Source organism: Paenibacillus tritici (assembly GCF_013204885.1).
GTDB classification, from domain to species: Bacteria; Bacillota; Bacilli; order Paenibacillales; family Paenibacillaceae; genus Paenibacillus_AQ; species Paenibacillus_AQ tritici.
In genome coordinates this window covers 1-21,749 of the sequence record NZ_JABMKX010000011.1, presented here as the reverse complement: position 1 = coordinate 21,749, position 21,749 = coordinate 1, and the positions used below count along the sequence as shown (strand labels likewise).

Genomic DNA, 21,749 nt, shown 5'->3' with positions numbered 1-21,749 from the left:
TTTTTGGCAAACCTGTATTATACAGCTTCCGTCGTCTTCTGCGCTCCCCCATCCTCTTTCTCTTTGCCGAAGAACAGCTCCGGTGAATGCTCCAGCGACTGCAGCTTAATTCTGAAAAAAAACTGGGTGCCTCCCCCCTCTGCCGGCTCCGCCCAGATCTCTCCCTGCATCAAATCCACCAGCTTCTTGCAGATCGCAAGCCCCAGACCCGTGCCGGGGTATTTGCGGGTATGTGACCCGTCCACTTGGGAGAAGGTTTGAAACAGCAGCTGCAGCTTATCCGGTGAAATGCCAATCCCGGTATCACGCACCATAAATTGCAGAGACTGAGCGCTCTCTCTGACGCCATAGGACTCTACCTTAACGGTTATCGTGCCGGATGGAGTGAATTTCACGGCATTGCCAATCAGATTGATCAGAATCTGGCGAAGGCGCTGCGAGTCTCCGGCGAAGTTGTCGGGAAGCCCCTCTTCCATCTCCAGCTCAAGCGATAACGGCTTGTCTTGAGTGCTCACCATGAACAGATCCATGCAGCCCTGCAACAGCGCCTTCAGCTGAAAATCATCCTTCGTCAGGGCCAGGCTATCCGCCTCCAGACGGGAGATATCGAGAATATCGCTCATGACCTTCAGCAACGCGTGGCCGCTGGTGCTCTGGAGCTGCAGCAACTCCAGATGTTCAGGATTGCTGATCTCCTCGGCCAATAGCTGATTGATCCCGATAATACCATTCAGCGGTGTGCGGATTTCATGGCTCATGGTAGCCAGGAACTCGCTTTTCATCGTGACTGCACTCTCAGCAGCGTCCCGCGCCTCCATCAGCTCATATTGAAACTTCATCAGGGTAGTGACATCCTCGGCTACGATATAGACCAGCTGTTCCGTATGATGCTGCAAAGGAAACACGGTGACGCTGCAGATAAGCTGCTCGCCGCCTTTGGTCCGGACCTTAAGCTCCAGCTTGGAGGATTGGCCCCGCGAGGCGCGGAGTACGGCATCCCTGACGGCTGCTTCATCCCGCTCACTGTACAGTATCGCTTTATAATTCCCCAGCTCTTCTGTGCCGTATCCGGTTGTGTTCCGCAGGGAAGGGTTCACACTGATGATCTTCTTGCGGGCCGGATCAATGCACATCACCATATCCGGACTATGCTCGAATAAGGCAGTATACCGCTGCTCATTGAAGGCAGCCGCCTGGAGTACCCGCTGCCGGTCCCTGTACAGCAGGGCAAGAACGATCGACACAATGAACAAGAATGATCCGGCCAGGAGCAGCCCCAGCACAGAATCATTCAGGAAGAGCATTCGCCGGGTAGCATTGGACGGCTCAACCATAGGGAAGGAAGCACCCGCCATGGCGGCATAATGGATGCCTGTGAATGCGCCGGTCAAGGTGATGACAAGCAGCAGTTTTTTGAAGCTGAACATATTGTAGTCCTTCTCCAGCCACTTGGGATCGTAGGATGCGGTAATAACAGGGACGATCAAGGCGAACATTACCGACAGAATCATGGAAAAAGCGCCTTGTTCATAGCTTGCTGTAAGCTTCATCGACAGAATGCCGCTGAAATGCATAATCAGAATGCCGCTGCTGAACAACAGGCCGCCCAGCCCCAGATAAATCCTGCTGCGGGTACGCTGGTTATTAAGCATCACTAACAGCATATAAGAAGCTGCCACAGGAATGATCAGAGAGAACGCCAGCAGCAGCAGATCATACGACACCGGAACGCCCATATCCATTGCGCGCATCCCGATGAAATGCATACTCCACATTCCGGTACCGAGTACCAGGGAGATTAATAATATATAACGCGGGCCCCGCTGGCTGCGGAGCAGCCGTTCTGTGAGATCCAGTGCTGTGAAGCAGGACAAAAAAGCTATCGCAACCGATAAGAGGACAAGCAGATCATTGTAAGTGTTATGAGGATGCTCCAACGCTCCCGCCCCTTTCTTGAATCGGATATATTTCATCTATTTACACTCCTTACCCGCCCCCATTCCCCCCGAATCGGAGGATCGCCACATTTGGGCATGCAAAAAAAGCACAGCGCCATAATAGCGCCGTGCTTAGTGTAAATTATGCAGCTTATGCTCCGGCTTCCTCTGTCAAAAACTGCAGCTTCAGCAGCTTGATCCGCGAAATCCGCTTGTTGTCTGTTTCTTCTACGACAAATAAATGATTGTCAAACTCAATCGTCTGGCCTTTTTGCGGCGGGTTGACTTCAAGCTTGGAATACAGCCATCCGCCTATCGTATCGTAATCATCGGTTTCCATATGGATGCCAAGCTTGTCGTTGATCTCTTCAATCAGCATCAGTCCATCCACCGAGAACTCATCCTCTCCCAGCTGCTCAATGCCGGGGCGCTCCTCGTCGAACTCATCCTGAATCTCGCCGACAATCTCCTCCATAATATCCTCCAGCGTAACCATACCCGAGGTACCGCCATATTCATCAATTAGAATGGCGATTTGCGTCTTGGCACGCTGCATGACCTTCAGGAGGGCGCTGATCTGAATGGATTCCGGTACAGTCAGGATGGGACGGATCAATTCATTATATTTCGGAGCATTGTCCCGGATCATATCCTTAATATGAATGAAGCCAAGAATATGGTCCTTGTCTCCTTCACAGACCGGATAACGGGTTCTCATCCCGTCGAAGGCAATCTCAAGATTCTCTTCCGTCTCCAGATGGGTGTTCAGACATATCATTTCTGTACGCGGAATCATAATCTCCCGGGCCATCGTGTCGGCAAATCCAAAAATATTATCGACCAGCGTCATTTCCGTGTTGTCAATCAGACCGCTTTTGTTGCTCTCCTGCATCAGAATGCGTATTTCTTCCTCCGTATGCGCAGTCGCCAGCTCGGAAGCCGGTGCCAGACGGAAGATACGCAGCAGCCCCCGGGCCAGCCCGTTCACTACCCAGATGAAAGGAAACATAATCCGGTAGAACACGTTCATCGGTCCCGCGGTTAACAGAAGTACAGCCTCTGCCTTATTCACAGCAATGGTCTTAGGCGCAAGCTCACCAAGTACGATGTGCAGAACGGTGATGAACATAAACGCTATAATCAGAGAGATGACAAACACCGAGGTCTCGCCAAAGCCCAGCTTCATAATCAGCGGCCCCACAATCGTGGCCACGGCCGGTTCACCCAGCCAGCCCAGTGCGAGTGAAGCAAGGGTAACCCCAAGCTGACACGCGGACAGGAAGCCATCCAGATTATGGACGATTTTTCTTGCAGCTAACGCTCTCTTACTGCCTTCTTCAATCAGTGACTCAATGCGCCCGCTGCGCACCTTCACCATCGCATACTCAACCGAAACAAAGAAACCGTTAAGCAGCACAAGCAAAATAATAAGTCCTACATGTAATATACCGGGTAAAGGGTCGCTCAATTTATACTCCTATCCACCGTAACCTGTACGGATGGATAGGCCCACCTCCTTCGTTTGCTCAAAATGTCAGACTGGATAACGCCAGGTGCTTCCTTGCGTATCAACTCCCCAATGCCCTCATCTCCTGTAATGAATCACGAATTATAAATAATACTTTCATTATATAAATATATTAGGTGAAACAGCAACCATGCGTGTCCCCTCGAAAAATACAGCATATGTAAGGAAGGCAGCAAAAGAAACGGCTGACCGCCTTTAAACAAAGGGGGACAGCCGTTTTTGGGTTAATCTATGGATAAATGGTCAGAAAAGCTTATCAGCAGTTACGTACACCCAGCGGATTCCCGATAACTCCCGGATATTGATAGACAAGCGGCTCTTCAAAGGTTGCATAATCGAAGTTAACCATCAGCAGCACTACCCGCTGTCCTGTAGCCCGGTCACTGATGATCAGGTGGTCACGGCCGGCAGCTTCAAGCACGCCTGTATAGACTTTGGCATTCCAGTCTTTGTTGTTCTCATAAGTGAAGTAGAAGGTACCTACCTTACCAAGATTCAGCCGGAAAATATTCTCAATATAGGACTGCTCAAACACAGGTGCAGCGGTAGAGACTACCATTCCGCCAGGCATCATGGGGCTGCCGCTGCTCACCTGGGGCGGCATGGCTCCCATTTTGCCCATCTGGCCCATTTGCCCCATATTTCCGATGTGTCCCATATTGTTCATGTTATTCATGTTGTTCATATTGCTCATGTTATCCATATTGTTCATGCTGCCTGCGGGGTTGCTGCCCATCATATAAGGAACTGGGCGGTACGGTTGAACGATCATGTACGGATTACCTCCTAAAAGTGTACTAACCATCTCTTTCTTGCCTAGAATACTGCCGGACAATCTGCCTGTGTCGGAGTGAAGAAGCAGTGGGCTTTGTAACGGCCGGTATTCTGCTGATTGTACCAGTTCGCCGGACAGTCTCCGACAGGCCGGAAGAACCAGAGCGCATTCGAGGCAGGCCAGGTTCTTTCTCCATTAATGGCACGTTTCGCCAGCCGGATATCGGCTTCCCGTGCCCGCTGATAGAAATATCCCTTCTGCGGCGCTTCAAAGCCTCCGGGGCTCTGGTACACCATGTCATTCACACTGCGGATGTTGTTGAAATCCAGGCAATTGCCAAGAATCCGGTTCACGCCGACATTGCCGACCATCAGCATACCTGACTCCCCGTCCTCTTCAGCCTCTGCCCGCATCAGCCGCGCAAGTACCCTTACGTCCTCCGAGTTTGTTTTGATGACAGCCACGCGTTCTCCTCCTTGCATTCATTTCATGGACAGTGACGACAGCCATGCCGCCCTGCTCAAATCTCCGTTGTTCTTTAGCTGCTCGCTGTATTGTATGTGCATTCGCCCAAGAGGTGACAGTCTGCGCCCAAGTTTTTTCAAACCAAAAACCCCCTTGCTCCTGTGAAGGAACGAGGGGGAAACGTAACTTTCTATGATAAGAATACCCTCCGGCTACTCCGCCGTGGAGTAATGAGGACGCCGCTGAAAGCCATGATACCGTGTGCCCTGGTAGGTTAGCACGCCTCTATCCCCCTCCGCACTCATACCGTATTCATGACCTTCCACCTTGAACTCCCGCCGCACCCCATCCTCAGCTTCATAGGTCAGATAGTAGGTTGTGCTGGTCCGGCTGGAGAGATTATCCTCCTGAGACTGCTGGCGCATTTCTGTGCGCTTGCTCACGATACGGGCGGGAATGGACTGCAGGGGGGCGTTGTTGTTCCGGCTCCACTGAAGCAGTCCTCTGCCAGCTGATACAGCGATGATCCCCACGATCAGAGCGACAAAGACCGGCAATACCGTTCCTGTAAAATCGAACATCCAGGATGGATCACTTCCCATTGTCTCTTCCCCCTTATTCCCAAGTAGTTAGCTTACCTGCTGTTACAGGCTTCTCTACATGTATATGCCTCTTGTCTGCAAGACAGCACCGGGAGAAGCTTCTCTCTGTATTCCCAAGCGGTGCACAGCAAAAAGACCATTCAGAACCCGGTCTTACCAGGAAGCTAAATGGCCTTCATTAATACCCGCGAGGCGATCACCTTAAGCATGTACGAGATCTAACAATTGTCTGGTTTCATTGCTTTCTTCCGGCAGCATTCCGTTCTCTGCCCAGCAGGCTCTGCATTGTTCTTCGGTTTCACACAGGTGAGCGTCATCACAGTTGTAGCACAATTGCAGCAGGTTTCTAGTCATATAATCCGTTTCAAAAGTTGTCATTTTAATCTCTCCTATTCGGGGTGAAAGTTTGTGAAAAAAGTAACTTGTTCTCTATGTGTTAAATATATCACAGGATTTAAAATTTGTCATGTGATTTTTTTCACATTTTTAAAGAAAATTTTAAATAAGATTTTTCCTTATATTAAAGGGGTTGCCTGTTAACCGGACAGCCCCTTCATATTACATTACACGTATTACATTACACATATTACATTACACATATTACATTACACTCCAGCTCACGCCGCCGCTCCCAGGGCTCGGGGAGGGTACCGCCCTCCCAGGTAGCAAGCAAGTGGAAAAAGGTAGCTTAATTTGCCCATTTCATAGGGATAGACCAGAGCAAGTGGAAAAACAGCATCTAATATCGTTCGTTTCGCTATTACGGGTGGAATGGACGAATTTAAGTGTTGTTTTTCCAACTACGGTTGTAGCTGTGTTTATTCATTCATCAGCAAGTGGAGCAGGGAAAAGTTGGCGGAGGTGAATTTGGGCACTTTAGGAGCGTCAAAAGAGGCTGCCCGTTAACGGACAACCCCTAAGCTTACTACATTACACGCCAGCTCACGCCGCCGTTAGTCGTCTGCAGCAGGATGGATTTGCGGTCCTCCTCCTTCGCGATCAGCAGCCAGCCTACATCGCTGGAGATGAATTGCAGCTTCACTACCTCAGGATATTCCAGAAGCTTGGACTGCAGCACACTGCTGGCCGGAAGCGCGGTCCAGGTCAGTCCCTGATCAACCGTCTTATAGATCAGATCACCTTCCAGTGACCATCCCACCTTAGAGTTCAGAAAGTCAGGAGCAATATGCCGGTTCATCCCGGACAACGCCGGCCGGCCGAACCCGCTAAACTTCCAGTTCTCTCCCCCGTTAGCGGTAAAATAGCCGTTGTAGATCATGCTGCCTTCCTTTTCCTTCTGACAGCCTACCGGCATCCATCCTCCACTAGCATTCTCGCCGAAGAATTCAGGCACACCCGTCACCACCCGGTCACAGCCCACAAAGCTGTCATTGACCAGGAATTCAGAACCGGATACCCAGGTCGCCCCCCCGTCCCTCGTCATAAAGATCTTGGGCAGGGCTCCCGTCTGCAGCGTAACAAAACCATGTCTCTCGTCATTAAAGATCATCCCGGTCGTGACCCCGGCATGCGGAATCGAAGTGCTCGGCAGATTCGGATTATACTGCTCATTCTGCATAACCAGACTCCAGGTCGCTCCGCCATCCTTAGTAGCATACAGGGCTTTGCTCTCCTTCGTCGCACTGGCATCCCATTTGGTCATCAGCCAGCCATGCGAGGGTGAGCTGAAATAGATGGCGGACAGATTGTTGGAATCCGGAAAAGCAGAGATTTGCCAGCTGTGTCCCCCATCCGTTGTGCGCAGCACCACGGTCTCGGTTGAGCCGAACGAGCTTCGTATAATCCAGCCGTGTCCGGGATCGGTGAAGAAAATCTCCTTGCCGTATACCGGGTTATTCAGAAACTGCACATTCGTAGCAGGCGAGATATTCACCCAGGTCTTTCCATTATCCAGCGTCATATACATACGCAGTTCGTTTCTTGTAACTCCCCAGGCCAGTCCTGCTGAAGAGTTCAGCAGCCTGAAATCCGTCAGCCGGGTCTGAATCTGGTATTTCGGCACGCTTTCGGTATCGACATTCTTGTTATCCGGAGTGATGACCGTGATCATCTGCCCCTCTTCCGGCGCTTCCGTTGGCTGAGGGGGACGGGTCGGCTCCGGCGGAGGGGCGGATGAGCATGCCGAGAGCACTAACAGTGTCATAAGAAGCATCAATGCCATTCTTAGAACCTTGGAACCTGAAGCTTGGGATGACAATGCCCTCTCTCCTCTTCCGTTATTATTTCTTCGTATTCAAATTACTTCGCTTGTATCCGTACAGGGCGTAGATTACCAGTCCTATCGCAACCCAGATTGCGAAGCCGATCCAGGTTTCTGTTCCGAGATTATACATCAAGTAACCACAGGCCGCCGCACTTAGGATTGGAACCAGAGGAACCCAAGGAACACGGAAGCCTCTTCTGAGATCTGTCTTCGTACGGCGAAGCATAATCACACCGAGTGATACAACCAGGAAGGCAAATAAGGTACCGATACTGGTCAGGTTAGCCAGCCGGTCCAGTGGGACAAAGCCGGTAAGCACGGCAATAAGGCTGCCTACCATCCAGGTACTGCGAACCGGTGTATGCGTCTTGGGGCTGACCTTGGACAAGCTCTGCGGCAGCAGCCCGTCACGCGAGATGGCGAACAGCAGCCGGGTCTGGCCGAACAGCATGACCAGCAGCACGGTAGTCATCCCTGCAATAGCCCCGATGGAGATCAGTCCGGCAACCATATTCTGGCCAACAAAACGCAGAGCAAAGGACACCGGATCAGTGACATTCAGGCTCTGATAAGGCACAATGCCAGTCAGGACCAGGGAAACCGCGATATAGAGGACTGTACAAATAGCTAGCGATGAGATAATCCCGATGGGGAGGTCACGCTGGGGACGCTTCACCTCTTCTGCGGCCGTCGAGATAGCATCAAAGCCGATATAGGCAAAAAATACAGTGGCCGCGCCATTCATCACGCCATGAATCCCAAACGGCAGGAATGGAGTCCAATTCTCGGGCTTCACATAGAATATGCCTGTGATAATAAACAGGAGCACCACGGAGAGCTTAATGGCAACCATCACTGCGTTGAAGCGGGCGGTCTCCTTAACCCCGCGTGTCAGCAGATAGGAGATCAGCAGAATAATGATGACAGCAGGCAGATTAATGAACGTTCCCTTATCCGCATTATACGCTCCAGACAAAGCTGTGGGCAAATGTATCCCGAAGCCTTCCAGCAGGCCCTGGAAATAACCGGACCACCCGCTGCTTACCGCTGCTGCGGCAACCCCGTATTCCAGGACAAGGTCCCAGCCGAGCACCCAGGCGAGTAATTCGCCAAATGCCACATAGCTGTAGGCGTAGGCGCTGCCGGACACAGGCAGGGTAGATGCGAATTCAGAATAACACAAAGCGGACAGCACACAGGCAATCCCCGCTATGATGAAGGAAAGGACAAGGCCCGGGCCGGCATGCTCAGCAGCAGCCACTCCCGTCATTACAAAGATCCCGGTGCCGATTATGGCACCTACACCGAGCATAGTCAAATCGAGTGCGCCCAGTGTTTTGCTAAGCTTCTCCGCTCCGGCATTCTGGGGAATGGCCAGCGGTTTTTTGCGAAATAAATCCATACTTCAGTTCGCTCCTGTCAAGTGGTTAAGTGGATAATACGAAAAGCTTTGTTAACTTGTCCCTTTTGGGGTAATGGATTAAAAGCGGACAGCTTGAAAACACTATCCCTAGAGATTATGATGGATAAGATTGGACGAAATTTCAAAATACAATTGCTGGAGGAGATTTAACAATGGCCCCATTTAAGCCCAATCGTGTTGTGGTGATCGGTACCGGCGCAGTCGGAACCACTACAGCCTATACCCTGCTGCTGCGTAAGCGTATGCCTGAGCTTGTACTGATCGATGTGAACCATCAGAAGGCGCTGGGTGAAGCGCTGGACATGAACCATGGCATGCCCTTTGTCGGGGGCGTGAAGCTATGGGCCGGTACCTATGAGGATTGCCGCGATGCCGACATCATTATAGTCACAGCCGGTGCCTCTCAGAAACCCGGAGAAACCCGGATCGACCTGCTTCGCAAGAACATCTCGATCTTCAAAGATATCATCCAAAAAATCACGAAATACAATCATCATGCCATCCTGCTGATTGCCACCAACCCGGTCGATATCCTGTCATATGCCACCCTGAAGATCAGCGGCTTCGACCGCAGACGCGTTATCGGTTCAGGAACCGTGCTGGACAGTGCCCGTTTCCGTTACCTGATCGGCAAGCACAAGGAAATTGACCCGCGCAGCATCCATGGACAGATCATCGGGGAGCATGGCGATTCCGAGTTGCCGGTCTGGAGTCTCTCCAATGTTGCGGGGATTGATCTGGGCTTCGATGAAGCCGAACGCAAAGAAATCTTCGAGGACACGAAGAACGCCGCTTACGAGATCATTGACGCCAAAGGATCAACATCCTATGCCATTGCTCTGGCCCTGGACCGCATTGTCTCCTCTATCCTGAACAATGAAGGTTCCGTTCTTAATGTATCCACCTTGCTGAACAACTATAATGGTGTCTCCGATGTGTTCCTCGGCGCGCCATGTGTTGTGGACCGCTCCGGTGTACGTGAAGTCCTGGATCTTCCGCTCAGCGAAGAAGAACAGAGCTTGTTCCAGCAATCCGCTGACAAGCTCAAGGGTGAAATCTCCAAGCTGGAGCTATAATTCCGGACAGAACAAGCCAGCCGCCAATCCCTGAGGATTGGCGGCTATTTCGCATTGCCATTACACACAAACCGCGAAGACGCGTTAACGGGCTAAATATCATGTTAGCAAGACATAGCGGAGTTGTCATTATAAAATCGCACATTTCATGTCGTTTATGTGTGATATTTTGAACAAAAGTTCATAGTTGAAGTGCGAAGTATACTGGACAGTTGATTACAGACTTCCGGTCAGCTTATCAGGGCTGCTGATTTGCAGTCTGGACATCGCTTCTTCCTTCTCCCGGCTGGTAATATGCGTATATACCGTAGTCGTCTGAATGGAAGAATGGCCCAGCAGCTCCTGTACGGTCCGCAGATCCGCTCCCTTGCGCAGCAGCATGGTGGCAAAAGAGTGCCGCAGCTTATGGCTGGAATACGCCCGTTGCTGGGACGAAGGCACTTCACTCTGGAAACGGCTGAAGGTATCCGCAGCGATCCCTTGAATTCCGCGAATCGATAACCTACGGCCTTTTTGTGAGATGAACATGGCCTCTTCCTTGCTGCGCCACGGGGCCAGCCGGTCCTTCAGCGCCTGGTCAAGATAAGGAGCAATATCCTCCGGAACCGGAATGTTACGCCACTTGCGGCCTTTGCCGAAGACCCGGAGGGAACGCCTGTCTACATTATAATCACTGAGATTCAGTGTGTGTACTTCCCCTACCCGCAGTCCCATGTAAGACATCAGCAAGAAGACCGCCAGATTGCGGCTTCTGTATTTGCCGTCTACCGCAGACAAAAACCGCTGCAGATCCTGTTCATCCAGATAGACCGGCTCACGGTTTTTTTCGGTTTTGGATTTCTTGATGCCTGCAGCCGGGTTGATTGTGAGCAGCTCCAGCTCCGACAATGCCTTGAACAGACAGTTCACCGAAGCATGCTTGCGGTTACGGGTAGCATCGCTGACCCCACGTTCCCGGACCGAGGTCAGGTAGGAGACCACATGCAGCTTTTTGACACTAGCGAGTTCTCTGCCCTTCAGGCTGGACAGGAATTCCCGCACATCGGCCAGGTACGATTTCTGGGTGTATGCTGTATACCCGGCGTCCTTCATCCAGATGAGAAAGGCATCGAGTTCTTCTTCGTAAAATGATTCCAGCTCGTTCATGCTCTGTATCCCTCCGCTTCGGATGCTCTCCACTGCGCAGCATGTTTCTCTGCTTAATCGCTTCGATACTCCAGATTTCCAGATTCGGATCAGGAAATACACCATAGATACTATTCGATAATTCCGTTTTTCCAATGGATCTATTATCTGATACTCTATAATCAAATACAAGAACCGGTATAGAATTCCCGGAAGGCGCTGTAACCGGGCGAACCATTCGCTCTTAAGTTTCAGAAAAGTGTCAGGTGGTTATGGATGAAGGAGAGCTTGACCTAACTCAGATAGAAGAAGGAGACTGTAACCTATGCCAGATAACAAGAAAATTGTTCTCGAACCCGCAGCCCAGAAATTTGCTGATGATAATGCCAAGCCTCCCTTTCTGCCCGACCTCGGTCCGGAAAAGGGCCGGGAAACGGTGAATACCGTCCAGTCCGGCGACATTGAGAAGCCCGAAGCAGATCTTCAGGATCTGACCGTCCCAGGCGGTCCCGGCGGCGAAGTGAAGGTTCGTATTGTCCGGCCGGTGGGCACTTCCGGTACTTCTCTCCCGGTCATTCTCTATATTCATGGAGCCGGGTGGGTATTCGGCAACAGCCACACCCACGACCGCCTAATCCGCGAGCTGACAGCAGGTACTGGATATGCCGTTGTATTTCCGGAATACAGCCTGTCCCCGGAAGCCAAGTACCCAACCGCCATTGAAGAAATTTACGCGGTTCTGGAATGGATCGCCGGGGAAGGCGCCACATACGGGCTCGATGCGTCCAGGCTTATAGTTGCCGGAGACAGTGTCGGCGGCAACATGACTGCTGCCATTACCCTGATGGCCAAGGAACGCAGCGGTCCGGCCATTTCCAAACAGTTGCTTTTCTATCCGGTAACCGATGCGTCCTTCGATACAGAATCCTATCACCAGTTCGCTGAAGGATATTTCCTGCAGCGGGACGGGATGAAGTGGTTCTGGGATCAATATACTACCGATCCTGATCAGCGCGCCCAGATTACCGCTTCACCGCTGCGGGCCAGTCTGGAGCAGCTAAGCGGTCTGCCGGAAGCCCTGATCATCACCGGAGAAGCCGATGTACTGCGGGATGAAGGTGAGGCTTATGCGGACAAGCTTCGCGAAGCGGGAGTGCCTGTTACGGCAGTGCGGTTCCAGGGCATCATCCACGACTTCGTGATGCTTAACGCCTTGGCGGATACCCATGCCAATAAAGGAGCCTTGCTGCTGGCAACGGCCTGGCTTAAGCAATAAAGTCCTCTTGTGAGATCACTATATTAATGAAATGGAAGCAAGCCCGTTCTGGAGGAATCTCCGAGCGGGCTTGTTCGCTTCATGGTTAGGGCAGGGCACTACTTAGTTAACATAATAATTATTATGTTAACTTTTATTTTCGCAATGGTTACATTATTGTCTTCCTTAATTTAGCAACCATTCCCGCGCGCAGGCGTCTTAATAATCAGAACAACCTACTACAAGGAGCTGAATCTATTGTTGTCCGTCAAACCTATCTTCACCAGCTTACTCACACTTTCGCTGCTGGCCGCATCCAGCCCTGTCTCTTCACCAAACTTCATGTCTGGTACAGCTCACGCAGCAGCCTCCCTTTCACCTTCAACCACTGCACCCTCCGCTGCTCAACTGCTTCCGCTGAAGTGGCAAGTATCTACGGATGGCGCCGGGATGTATGCCAGCAAGCTGCCGGTTATCAACGGAATCCTCTACTACTCACACAAGAATACGCTTTATGCCAAAAATATAGCTACCGGCAAAACTCAGTGGTCTTACAAACAGGGTGCGCATCCCGAGATCGTCACAGCTAACTCCATATTTTTCATCGACAATCAAGAACAGCTGGTCAAATTATCCGCCGCCACCGGCAAGCTGATCTGGAAGGTTAAGGTATCAGAGCACCCGATGGAGGTTGGCGGACAAGCCCGTCTGATCAATGGTATGATCTATTTTGCCAATGAGAGCGGCGGTGTAGCAGCTTATAACCCCGTTACCGGTAAAAGGCTGTGGGTCAACAAGGATATCCCTATGTACGCCGGCTCCATTTATGGTGAATATCCCGGTGCGCTCGTAGTTTCCAGCACCGTCGATAATATCCGCACGCAATTCTTCGGTCTGGATCCGTTCACCGGCAAACGTCTCTGGAGAACTGAAGGTCTGTACAACTATGTGGCTTCTGAACAAGGACAATTAGTATTGCGGGAGCAGGCCGCAGCCGTAAAGGGCAATACTACTGAAGCTGTGCCGGGATATCAGTTGACCCTGGTGAAGTTGAACCCTACTACAGGGAAGCTTTCGGACAAGGAAAATTATAACCTGCTCAAAGACACCTCCAACATGGGCAGCTATGCGACTACTTTCCAGAATTCCTATATCTATTCGGTTGACAGAATCCCCGAGCAAGGTGAACCTGTCCTTACGCGCTTAACACGGGGAGCGGATACCGAAGCAACCGTCAAAAGCTATGCGAGCTACGGCAAATGGCTGTCCGGCCCTGCGGATGGAATGGCCTTCTTTCAGCATGAGACGCTAATTAGCGGTGTCAAGCTTGCAGACGACAGTGTGGTTGCGTTCGATCACGCCGCTGAACCGGTTGAACATCTGCAGCGCGCCGGGCACGCCGTATTCGCCATTTACAGAAACGGTACGATCTCGGTTAACCATTCCGATACTGGCGCATTGCTGGGAATGATCAAGAGCGGGGCCACATCGCCCAGCTTCGGCAGGATTACTATCGTGAACGGAACGGCACTGATTCCAATGGAACACCGCATAATAGCCGTTCCCCTGCCTGAAGAATATCAATAATCGCCTATACAAGACGTACTTAAGTTTTGAACTCTAAGCTTGGTCGTCGCTGCGGTGAACATTTGGACTTCCGGCCGCTGTTGTCACCAGATTTCTTGATTTCATCCGCTCTTCGCGGATGAAATCCGGTGACTGCTAATGCTTCCGAAGCTAGCTTTCCTACGGAAAGCTTTCAGGCGGTCGCTACCGCTCCTACAGTTCCAAATTCCCCCTCCGCTTCTCTTTTGCTTTTCGTTAATTTCTTTAGTACTTCTTCTATAGCCTAGGTGTTCGTACGCAGGAACTCCCCGATTCTACGGGCGGCTTCCAGAAGCCGCACTTCATCCTCTACCAGCGCTATCCGTACATAACCTTCTCCTTGATTGCCAAAAGCATCTCCCGGTATAACCGCTACTCCGCTTGACAGCAGCAGGTCACGGGCGAAACTTCGCGATCTTCCGCCTGCTCCCGCAGAACCATAGGTTTCCGGCAGCTTCGCCCAGATAAACATGGTTGCTGCCGGTAAAGGAACCTTCCAGCCTTCACGGGCCAGGGCTTCTACCAGCACATTGCGCCGCCGTTCATACAGAGCGGCCACTCCCTGATCCGGCCCTGAGGCCATCGCCCGTTCCAGCGCAATAACCGCCGCCTCCTGAATCGGCTCGAAAACGCCGTAGTCCACATTGCTCTTAAGTTCCCGCAGCGCCCCGACGGCCTGGGCGTTGCCCGTCATGAAGCCGATGCGGCATCCGGCCATGTTGAAGCTTTTGGAGAAGGAATGAAATTCAACGGCCGTATCCAGTGCGCCGGGTACCTGGAGAATACTGATCGGCCGGTAGCCGTCGAACCCCATCTCTGAATAGGCCAGGTCATGTACGACCAGCACATCCCATTTGCGGGCCAGTTCTACGACTCTCTCCATATAAGCCAGGTCCACGGTAACCGAGATCGGATTGCCAGGAAAACCGAGCAGTATAAATGAAGCTTCACGCCATACCTCTTCAGGAATGCTCTCCAGATCAGGCCGGAACGAATGCTCCTCAAGCAGGGGCAACGGCCAGGCTCTAACACCGGCTATAGCAAGTGCCCCCGAATAGATCGGATAGCCGGGGTCCGGTACAATCGCCAGATCACCGGGATTACAGACAGCGAGTGCCAGATGCGCCAATCCATCCTGTGAACCCATCAAGGACACAATTTCGTCCTCCGGGTCAACATCTACGCCGAACCGCCACTTCATCCATCCCGCCGCCTGATTGCGGAAGGCCGTACTTCCCTTGGAGGAGGGATAGGAATAGCTATTCTCCCGAAGCACTGCTTCACTCAAAGCCTGACGGATCTCGGGCAGAGGCGCCCGGTCCGGACTGCCAATTCCAAGATCAATCACCTCAATTCCGGATTGACGCGCTTCCGACTTCCACGCCGCTACCTCGGCGAAGATGGATGATCCCAGATGAGACAGCTTATCCGATCTCCATTTATGCTGCTTGCTGTTATGTATCAACGGAATACCTCCACATTAGTTTTTTGTATTATTATTCTACTAAAATTGCTCTATTTAAGCCAATCACTAGTGCGAGAACTCATATAAAAATCCATCAGAACTGAAACAGCGTATAATTTATGTTATACGCTGTTTTTTTGGGGTGTTTTGAGGACTGAAATTCGTATTATCCTGACGCCAGGGGATAACGGGACACCGGGAACGCCGGCTACACTGGTGCAACAAGCAAGTCGAATAATGTATCTTAGTTTGTGGATTTCGGAGGATTACGGGTAAGCAAGTGGAAAAACTCCAACTACTACGGGTGGTTTCAGCTGCTTGGGGTGAAATGCGATTATTTAAGTGTTGTTTATCCACTTGCTGTTCTACCGGGGTTCATTTGTTCCTCAGCAAGTGGAGAAAATCCAACTGCTTCTACTTTCTCCACTATCCATAGCATCCGGCGGCTTGCTTCATTGCCCTATTTGCGATTATCTCCAAACAGAGCTACCCAAATAGTAAAATGCCCTGCCCGGACCATACCAGGCAAGGCATTTATATGGATTCATGAAGATTGAGAGAACTGGGAAAACCCATGTTCGGTTACTTCCTTCTGCCGCCGCATTAACTCTTCCATATTGTAAAGCCGTTCAGACATGTATTCAATGTGCTGAAGTAAGGCTGCGAATCCCAAAACGAAAATGCTGGAGATTCCCCCGGCTACCCAGGTCATTATCATGAGTCCCCAGGCGAAGCCCTTATCATCATATGAAAATTCTGGCTCGGGTCCGAAAATGTTACCTGCCACAATACCCCCAATAAAGGCAGCAGCAATAGTTATGTAAGCGATCCATTTCAATGCTTTTACCACTAGATTTCCTCCAAATCATTATTATATAAAATCAGTCTACCAGATTAATACAATGGAGTAAATTAACAAATTCAGAGGGAACCGCTGCCCCTCTCTAGGCATAGGATAGGGGTATACATCACAAAGGTGGGAACGCTCATGTCCAAGAACAAGCGCGGCAAAGCACTCTGGAACACTCCAGCCAAAGCAAGGGGCACCTGCCCGATCTGCGGGAGCACACGGATCAAGCTATTGTATCTCGGCAAAGGTCCGGCAGGCGAAAAGCTGACGGTCTGCAAGAAATGTGACGGCAAGCAGCAGGCGGCGGTGTGAGTTAATCACAGCTCCTCCAGCACAAAGAAACGGCTTGCCAGTCCCAAGCGGGGCAGCAGCCGTTTCACAATCTACTCTCTTTTGAATGCGCAGCCTTGGATTCAGGCTCATTGCAGATCATGCTGCGGCACCCAGTCCTGAATACCGTTATCTTCAAGAATACCTAGCGTTACATCGGATATATGCGGGTCGGCAAGCAGCTTGTCCCTTACCTTGAACTTAATATCGTCGGCATCCGCCAGCGTCAATCCCCGTTTCAGCTCGATCAGACCCTCCACATGATAATAACGCCCTTCCTGCAGAATCCGCATCTGATAAATATCCGTCACCCACGGGTCGTCCAGAATAATTCGTGCTACCCGCTCTTCAATCTCCGGCGGTGCTGCCACACCGATCAATCCGACCATATTGTCGTACCCGACCCGGAAGGCTACGCCGATCATCATGAACGCAATCAGAATACTGCTCACCCCATCCAGCAGCTTGAAGTTTGTAAAAGCGGTGACCAGAATGGCAATCATAGCAAGCAGTCCGCCGCTGGTTGCAACCAGATCCTCGTAGTAGACAAGCCGGGTAGGCGGGGCGGCTCTTTTCACATTTTTCAGCGATGCCGTGAATTTCCGTAATCCCCTGGCCTCTACCCGCGATTCGTGCAGCACCTCATTCATTGCCTTCACCCAGACAAATCCGTCAGCCGCGATGGATAATACAAGGACAAGCACATTAATCCAGTACCCTTGCGAATCGGTTGCCGGGTGTCTCAGCAGGTGGAAGCCTTCATGCATGGTCTCATACGCCATAATAGTAACCACAATTACAGCCACCATACAGAACAGGTTAATCACCCGTCCGAATCCGTCGGGGAAACGCCTGGTCGGTTTTTTCTCAGCCAGCACACTGCCTGTGAACACAAACATCTGATTGACGGCATCGGCAATGGAATGCATCATCGTGGCGAACATGGACCCGCTCCCTGTCAGGGCAAAAGCGATTCCCTTGACAATAGCAATCCCTGTATTGCCAATCGCCGCCGATCCTGAGGATTTATTACCTTTTTTAATCAAACTTCTTATACTCTCGCTTGTCTGCTCCATTCTCCGGCAGCCTCCTTAAGCTCATATACCGAAATCCGGCAAACGCCTCCGTAGCTGATTTCGTACGGCTTCCGCCGTGGTCTATGTTTCTATATACCCCGTGCGGCGAATTTCTATCAGCTTGCAGTGTGCTGGCGGTGGAATTACTGAAACCCCGATTTCACCCATAGCTTGGAGATATCCAGAAATCCGAAGGAGCCGGGCTGGAGTCCGAGCAGGTTCTGGCTCAGTTGCGCTTTTTTGTTCAGATGGCAGCCGTACAGTACCCAGCAATTATCACGCAGCTTACTTTCGCCCAGATCCAGCAGCGCCGCCCTCTCCTCAGCAGCCAGCCGGGCGAACGGCTCCAGCAACCATGTCAGCGTCAACTTCTGACTATCCTGCAGCAGACCATGCAGATAGTTCGATTCATTGCGGAAATAATTGATCATCCCCCACTGCCAGTCATCCTCCAGTACTTCCTCAGCGATCAGCAAATCTGCGTGACTCATAATATCCGGGCGATCATAGTCGGTAAAAGCATACAGTTCAAGCTGTAGGCCAATCCTCCGGCAGCGTTCCTGCAGCCATAGGGCTTCCTCTTGATCCTCTTTTTGGACCCGGAAGGCAAGCTTCAGCACCTCTCCCTTGTAACCGGCCGCCTGGAGCAGCGCCTGTGCCTCCTGCGGCAGCCCCTCCGGGAATGGATGCCGGCTGCTCCACCAGGGCAGGAAGCTGCTGGCCGGCATAATCCGGTTGCCCCCAAGCTCCCGGATCATAGCAGGCGGATGATATAGTATCCGCAAAGCCTGACGGACAGCCGGATGATGATGCACGCCTTCTCTTTGGAAATTAAACAGAATATAGCGGCAGCCGACAGCCGGATAATCAATACTATGGCTCTGATCCTCTTCTGTTATCGGCGTGTTACCAGGGCTTGTACTGGCATCCGTAAGCTGATATTGACGTACACTCGACGCCAAATGAGGCAGATACCAGATTTCGACCCGGTCGAGCAGCGGGCGGATGCCGTAATAGAGGTCATAGGCCCCGAGTACCAGCTCATCTTTACTCAGATTCAGCACCTGGTACGGCCCTGTGCCCACCGGATGCTGGGTGAAATCCACATCAAAGGGTAGAATCGACATATAAATCGAGCTGAACAGATGCAGAAAGAAGAGATTGGGCTGCACCAGATCAAAGCGGATACGGTAATCACTTTCCAGCTCGACATGACAGATATCCTTGAAATGGCCGATCACCGGGCTGGCAAGATCATTCAGGCGCTGTAAGGTTCCTTGGACGTCCCGTGAAGTCATCATTCGTCCGTGGTGGAACCTCACCCCCTTGCGCAAATAGAACAGATAGCTCGTACTGCTCTCATTCACCTCCCAGGTGTGGGCGAGGCCCGGCAGGAATACTCCTGCTTCAGCATCATAGGTGATTAAGGTGCTGCAAATATGACCCAGCAGATAAGTTTCAAAAGCCGTATACACGATAGCCGGGTCGAGCTTCTCCATCGAACGGTTACGGGAAATCCGCAGCACCTCCTGCCCGGATGTGGACCCCGGTTCACTCCAGAAGCCCATTTGCTTGTCGAGAACCGCCAGCAGGCGTTCTTTAAGCGGCTCATTCACTTGATATTGGCCTATCAGGTCAATGGCAGGCTTAATCCGGCCTTTGCTGACCAGCTCCTGAAAGCTCTCTTCCAGTACCTCATCCACATGGCGTGAAAAGGTCAACAGCGAGCGGTGTCCTCTCCCTCTGCCGGGTACCCAGGTAATGAAATGCTGTTCCTCCAGCTTCCGCAGGATAAACTTCACGTTACGCGGCGTGCAGCACAAGATGCCGGTCAACTGCTCAATCGTTACCGGAATCGGCTGCTGGAGGTTAGAGGCCGGGGCCAACGCTGCGGCCAAACAGAGATAATGCGTGCTGCTGGTGTCCATATATCCATGCTCCTTTAAAGGTGAAAAGTCAGATGAAATCCTTACACTTTTACTTCCCCCTTTTATCTGTACAATTATACTTAATAAAGTCACAAGAAGCATTCACAAATTCAAAACATCTGACTAGGAGACGACGGATTCGTATGAAACAACATCTGCGCCACATTCATCCTCTGGCCTGGACCATCATCATCGGAACGATGTTTGGCCGGCTGGTCACTTCCATGAGCATTCCTTTTCTATCCATCTATCTGACGCAGGTTCTTGGCGCTTCCGCCACCCAGACGGGATTCACAGTAGCTGTCAGCTCGCTGGCCGGGGTAATGGTCAGCTTCTATGGCGGCTATATTTCCGATATCATCGGGCGGCGGATCGTAATGCTGGTCTCCGTGTTCGGCTGGGCTTGTGTATTCTTCGGATTCGCTGCGGCACAGCATTTATGGGTCTTTTTCCTCGTAAATACGCTCAATGGGCTATGCCGCGCCGTATTTGAACCGACCTCACGGGCGTTATTGTCGGATATTACCCCGCCGGAGCACAAGCTGCTGGTCTTCAATCTGCGGTATGCAGCGGTGAACCTGGGTGTGGTCTTTGGGCCTATTATCGGCCTGCAGCTCGGTTCGGCCAAATCGACCTTCCCGTTCATGATCGCCGGAATCGTCTATATCGCCTATGGACTTGTCCTGTTCCTGCAATTCTCTGTACACCGTACCAGCCTGCCGGTTCATGGGGAAGTCCGGACGCCGAAGCTGCTCGAAGCACTTGCTACCACCGGACGCGACAAGGTATTCCTGCCTGTGCTGCTCGGGACGATCTTCTGTGTGCTCGGTTACGGCCACTTCAGTTCGACCCTGGCCCAGTATCTGGCGATGAATACCCATTTCAGCAATGGCAGTCAGATCTTCTCCTACATGCTGTCGCTGAATGCGGTAACGGTCCTGGTGGTGCAGTATCCGATCGTACGGACAGCCAGCAAATTCCCGCCGATTATTCCGCTGATCCTGGGCAATATCTGCGTTGCGCTCAGTCTGCTGCTGTTCGGTCTGTCCGGCGGGGTCGCTCTCTTGATGTTCAGCGTGGTGATATTCACAATCGGTGAGGTTCTGCTCTTCACGATGATGGATATGCTGATCGACCGGATTGCCAAGCCGGAGTGGAAAGGCACCTATTTCGGCACCATCGGCTTCAATAATCTGGGCAGTGTTATGGCACCTATTCTTGGGGGCCTGCTGCTGGATCAGTTCGGGGCTGTGAATGGACCTGCAGTGTTCGTTCCGCTGGCGCTGACTACCGCACTTGGCCTGCCTTTCCTGATTACAGCGCACAAAAGGCTCCGTATCCGGGAGCTTGCCGAAGCGAGTGAACAGCGTAATCTTAGCCTTTGAAATTTAAAATCCCCAAACCAAGCGAAGGAGCTGGGTTTGGGGATTTTTTGGCGATGGTGATGTTTTTGCCGTTGCTGATGTTATTGCTGATGTTAGAATTTATCCGCGTGTGTTAGTTAACATAATATTAATTATGTTAACTAACTTTGGTTATACATTTTATACTACCTGTGCAGCTGATGGCTGACGTAACCTATTAGCTTCAGTCATCCCATAATTTCAGCTGGAGCCAAATAGAGTTAGCGCCTATCGTCGCATCAGCCCGTTGTATTCGGTTTTTAGATTACATTTGAACCATGTACCTCGCACCAGCCCAATGTATTCGGTTTTTCGATTATATTTGGCTTACGTAGCGCTCCCGGTCCCATTGTGTTCGGTTTTTCGATTACATTTGACCTACGTGGCGCGTCCAGTCCAATTGTGTTCGGTTTTTCGATTACATTTAGCTTACGTGGCGTACCCATTCAAATTGTGTTCGGTTTTTCGATTACATTCGGCCTACGTGGCACTCCCAGTCCAATTGTGTTCGGTTTTTCGATTACATTTGGCTTACGTGGCGTACCCATTCCAATTGTGTTCGGTTTAATACGAAAATAAAAGTATCGGAAAATGCGCCGCAGACTGGATTTTGACAAAAAAAGACCCACCGCCCCAAAATTACGTTTCGTTTTTTTTGAAAAAGGGGAGACTATTGGATAGG

General features: G+C 51.4%; 18 protein-coding genes. 5 read left to right on the top strand and 13 right to left on the bottom strand.

The features are described 5' to 3' along the window. Positions 1-17 precede the first annotated feature (17 nt). The 8 genes from HQN87_RS19965 to bcaP form a co-directional block, all read right to left on the bottom strand. A complete protein-coding gene (locus tag HQN87_RS19965) occupies positions 18-1,973 on the bottom strand; it encodes an ATP-binding protein (protein WP_173136959.1) in 1,956 nt (651 codons plus the stop codon). A 115-nt stretch (positions 1,974-2,088) separates the two neighbouring features. Further along, positions 2,089-3,405 carry a hemolysin family protein gene (locus tag HQN87_RS19960; protein ID WP_173136957.1) on the bottom strand — a complete coding sequence of 439 codons (1,317 nt, stop codon included), beginning with the start codon at positions 3,403-3,405 and terminating at the stop codon, positions 2,089-2,091. A 316-nt stretch (positions 3,406-3,721) separates the two neighbouring features. After that, positions 3,722-4,123, bottom strand: a complete 402-nt coding sequence (gene gerQ / locus HQN87_RS19955; RefSeq protein ID WP_246553746.1) for a spore coat protein GerQ — start codon at positions 4,121-4,123, stop codon at positions 3,722-3,724. 158 nt (positions 4,124-4,281) lie between these two features. Beyond that, positions 4,282-4,704, bottom strand: a complete 423-nt coding sequence (locus HQN87_RS19950; protein WP_211719903.1) for a cell wall hydrolase — start codon at positions 4,702-4,704, stop codon at positions 4,282-4,284. A 213-nt stretch (positions 4,705-4,917) separates the two neighbouring features. After that, positions 4,918-5,307, bottom strand: a complete 390-nt coding sequence (locus HQN87_RS19945; protein ID WP_173136953.1) for a DUF2500 domain-containing protein — start codon at positions 5,305-5,307, stop codon at positions 4,918-4,920. Between the two features lie 201 nt (positions 5,308-5,508). Then, on the bottom strand, positions 5,509-5,685 hold the full coding sequence (locus HQN87_RS19940; RefSeq protein ID WP_173136952.1) for a hypothetical protein: 177 nt from the start codon (positions 5,683-5,685) through the stop codon (positions 5,509-5,511). 547 nt (positions 5,686-6,232) lie between these two features. After that, positions 6,233-7,471 (bottom strand): WD40/YVTN/BNR-like repeat-containing protein, encoded by a 1,239-nt coding sequence (locus tag HQN87_RS19935; RefSeq protein ID WP_173136951.1) that lies wholly within the window; start codon positions 7,469-7,471, stop codon positions 6,233-6,235. Between the two features lie 76 nt (positions 7,472-7,547). Then, entirely contained in the window at positions 7,548-8,933 is a 1,386-nt protein-coding gene (gene bcaP, locus HQN87_RS19930; protein WP_173136950.1) for a branched-chain amino acid transporter BcaP, read from the bottom strand. A gap of 173 nt (positions 8,934-9,106) precedes the next feature. Between bcaP and HQN87_RS19925 the strand changes: the two genes are divergently transcribed. After that, a complete protein-coding gene (locus HQN87_RS19925) occupies positions 9,107-10,030 on the top strand; it encodes an L-lactate dehydrogenase (RefSeq protein WP_173136948.1) in 924 nt (307 codons plus the stop codon). Positions 10,031-10,246: 216 nt separating this feature from the next. Here HQN87_RS19925 and HQN87_RS19920 read toward each other — a convergent pair whose 3' ends face one another. Then, positions 10,247-11,176 (bottom strand): tyrosine-type recombinase/integrase, encoded by a 930-nt coding sequence (locus HQN87_RS19920; RefSeq protein ID WP_173136946.1) that lies wholly within the window; start codon positions 11,174-11,176, stop codon positions 10,247-10,249. 304 nt (positions 11,177-11,480) lie between these two features. Here HQN87_RS19920 and HQN87_RS19915 point away from each other — a divergent pair, with 304 nt between their 5' ends. Together HQN87_RS19915 and HQN87_RS19910 are read left to right on the top strand one after the other, a co-directional pair. Next, positions 11,481-12,431 carry an alpha/beta hydrolase gene (locus tag HQN87_RS19915; protein WP_173136944.1) on the top strand — a complete coding sequence of 317 codons (951 nt, stop codon included), beginning with the start codon at positions 11,481-11,483 and terminating at the stop codon, positions 12,429-12,431. 237 nt (positions 12,432-12,668) lie between these two features. Then, positions 12,669-13,997 carry an outer membrane protein assembly factor BamB family protein gene (locus HQN87_RS19910; RefSeq protein ID WP_173136942.1) on the top strand — a complete coding sequence of 443 codons (1,329 nt, stop codon included), beginning with the start codon at positions 12,669-12,671 and terminating at the stop codon, positions 13,995-13,997. A 262-nt stretch (positions 13,998-14,259) separates the two neighbouring features. Here HQN87_RS19910 and HQN87_RS19905 read toward each other — a convergent pair whose 3' ends face one another. After that, positions 14,260-15,480 (bottom strand): aminotransferase class I/II-fold pyridoxal phosphate-dependent enzyme, encoded by a 1,221-nt coding sequence (locus HQN87_RS19905; RefSeq protein ID WP_173136940.1) that lies wholly within the window; start codon positions 15,478-15,480, stop codon positions 14,260-14,262. Positions 15,481-16,024: 544 nt separating this feature from the next. Continuing rightward, the gene (locus HQN87_RS19900) at positions 16,025-16,330 is read right to left on the bottom strand and encodes a hypothetical protein (RefSeq protein ID WP_173136938.1); all 306 of its coding nucleotides are present in this window, start codon (positions 16,328-16,330) and stop codon (positions 16,025-16,027) included. A gap of 138 nt (positions 16,331-16,468) precedes the next feature. Between HQN87_RS19900 and HQN87_RS19895 the strand changes: the two genes are divergently transcribed. Continuing rightward, positions 16,469-16,642 carry a hypothetical protein gene (locus tag HQN87_RS19895; protein WP_173136936.1) on the top strand — a complete coding sequence of 58 codons (174 nt, stop codon included), beginning with the start codon at positions 16,469-16,471 and terminating at the stop codon, positions 16,640-16,642. A 107-nt stretch (positions 16,643-16,749) separates the two neighbouring features. Here HQN87_RS19895 and HQN87_RS19890 read toward each other — a convergent pair whose 3' ends face one another. Together HQN87_RS19890 and HQN87_RS19885 are read right to left on the bottom strand one after the other, a co-directional pair. Beyond that, positions 16,750-17,736: a cation diffusion facilitator family transporter gene (locus HQN87_RS19890; RefSeq protein ID WP_173136934.1), complete on the bottom strand. Its 987-nt coding sequence runs from the start codon at positions 17,734-17,736 to the stop codon at positions 16,750-16,752. Between the two features lie 143 nt (positions 17,737-17,879). Further along, positions 17,880-19,664 carry an ABC transporter substrate-binding protein gene (locus HQN87_RS19885; RefSeq protein ID WP_173136932.1) on the bottom strand — a complete coding sequence of 595 codons (1,785 nt, stop codon included), beginning with the start codon at positions 19,662-19,664 and terminating at the stop codon, positions 17,880-17,882. Between the two features lie 143 nt (positions 19,665-19,807). Between HQN87_RS19885 and HQN87_RS19880 the strand changes: the two genes are divergently transcribed. Beyond that, positions 19,808-21,049, top strand: a complete 1,242-nt coding sequence (locus tag HQN87_RS19880) for an MDR family MFS transporter (protein WP_173136930.1) — start codon at positions 19,808-19,810, stop codon at positions 21,047-21,049. Positions 21,050-21,749 lie beyond the last annotated feature (700 nt).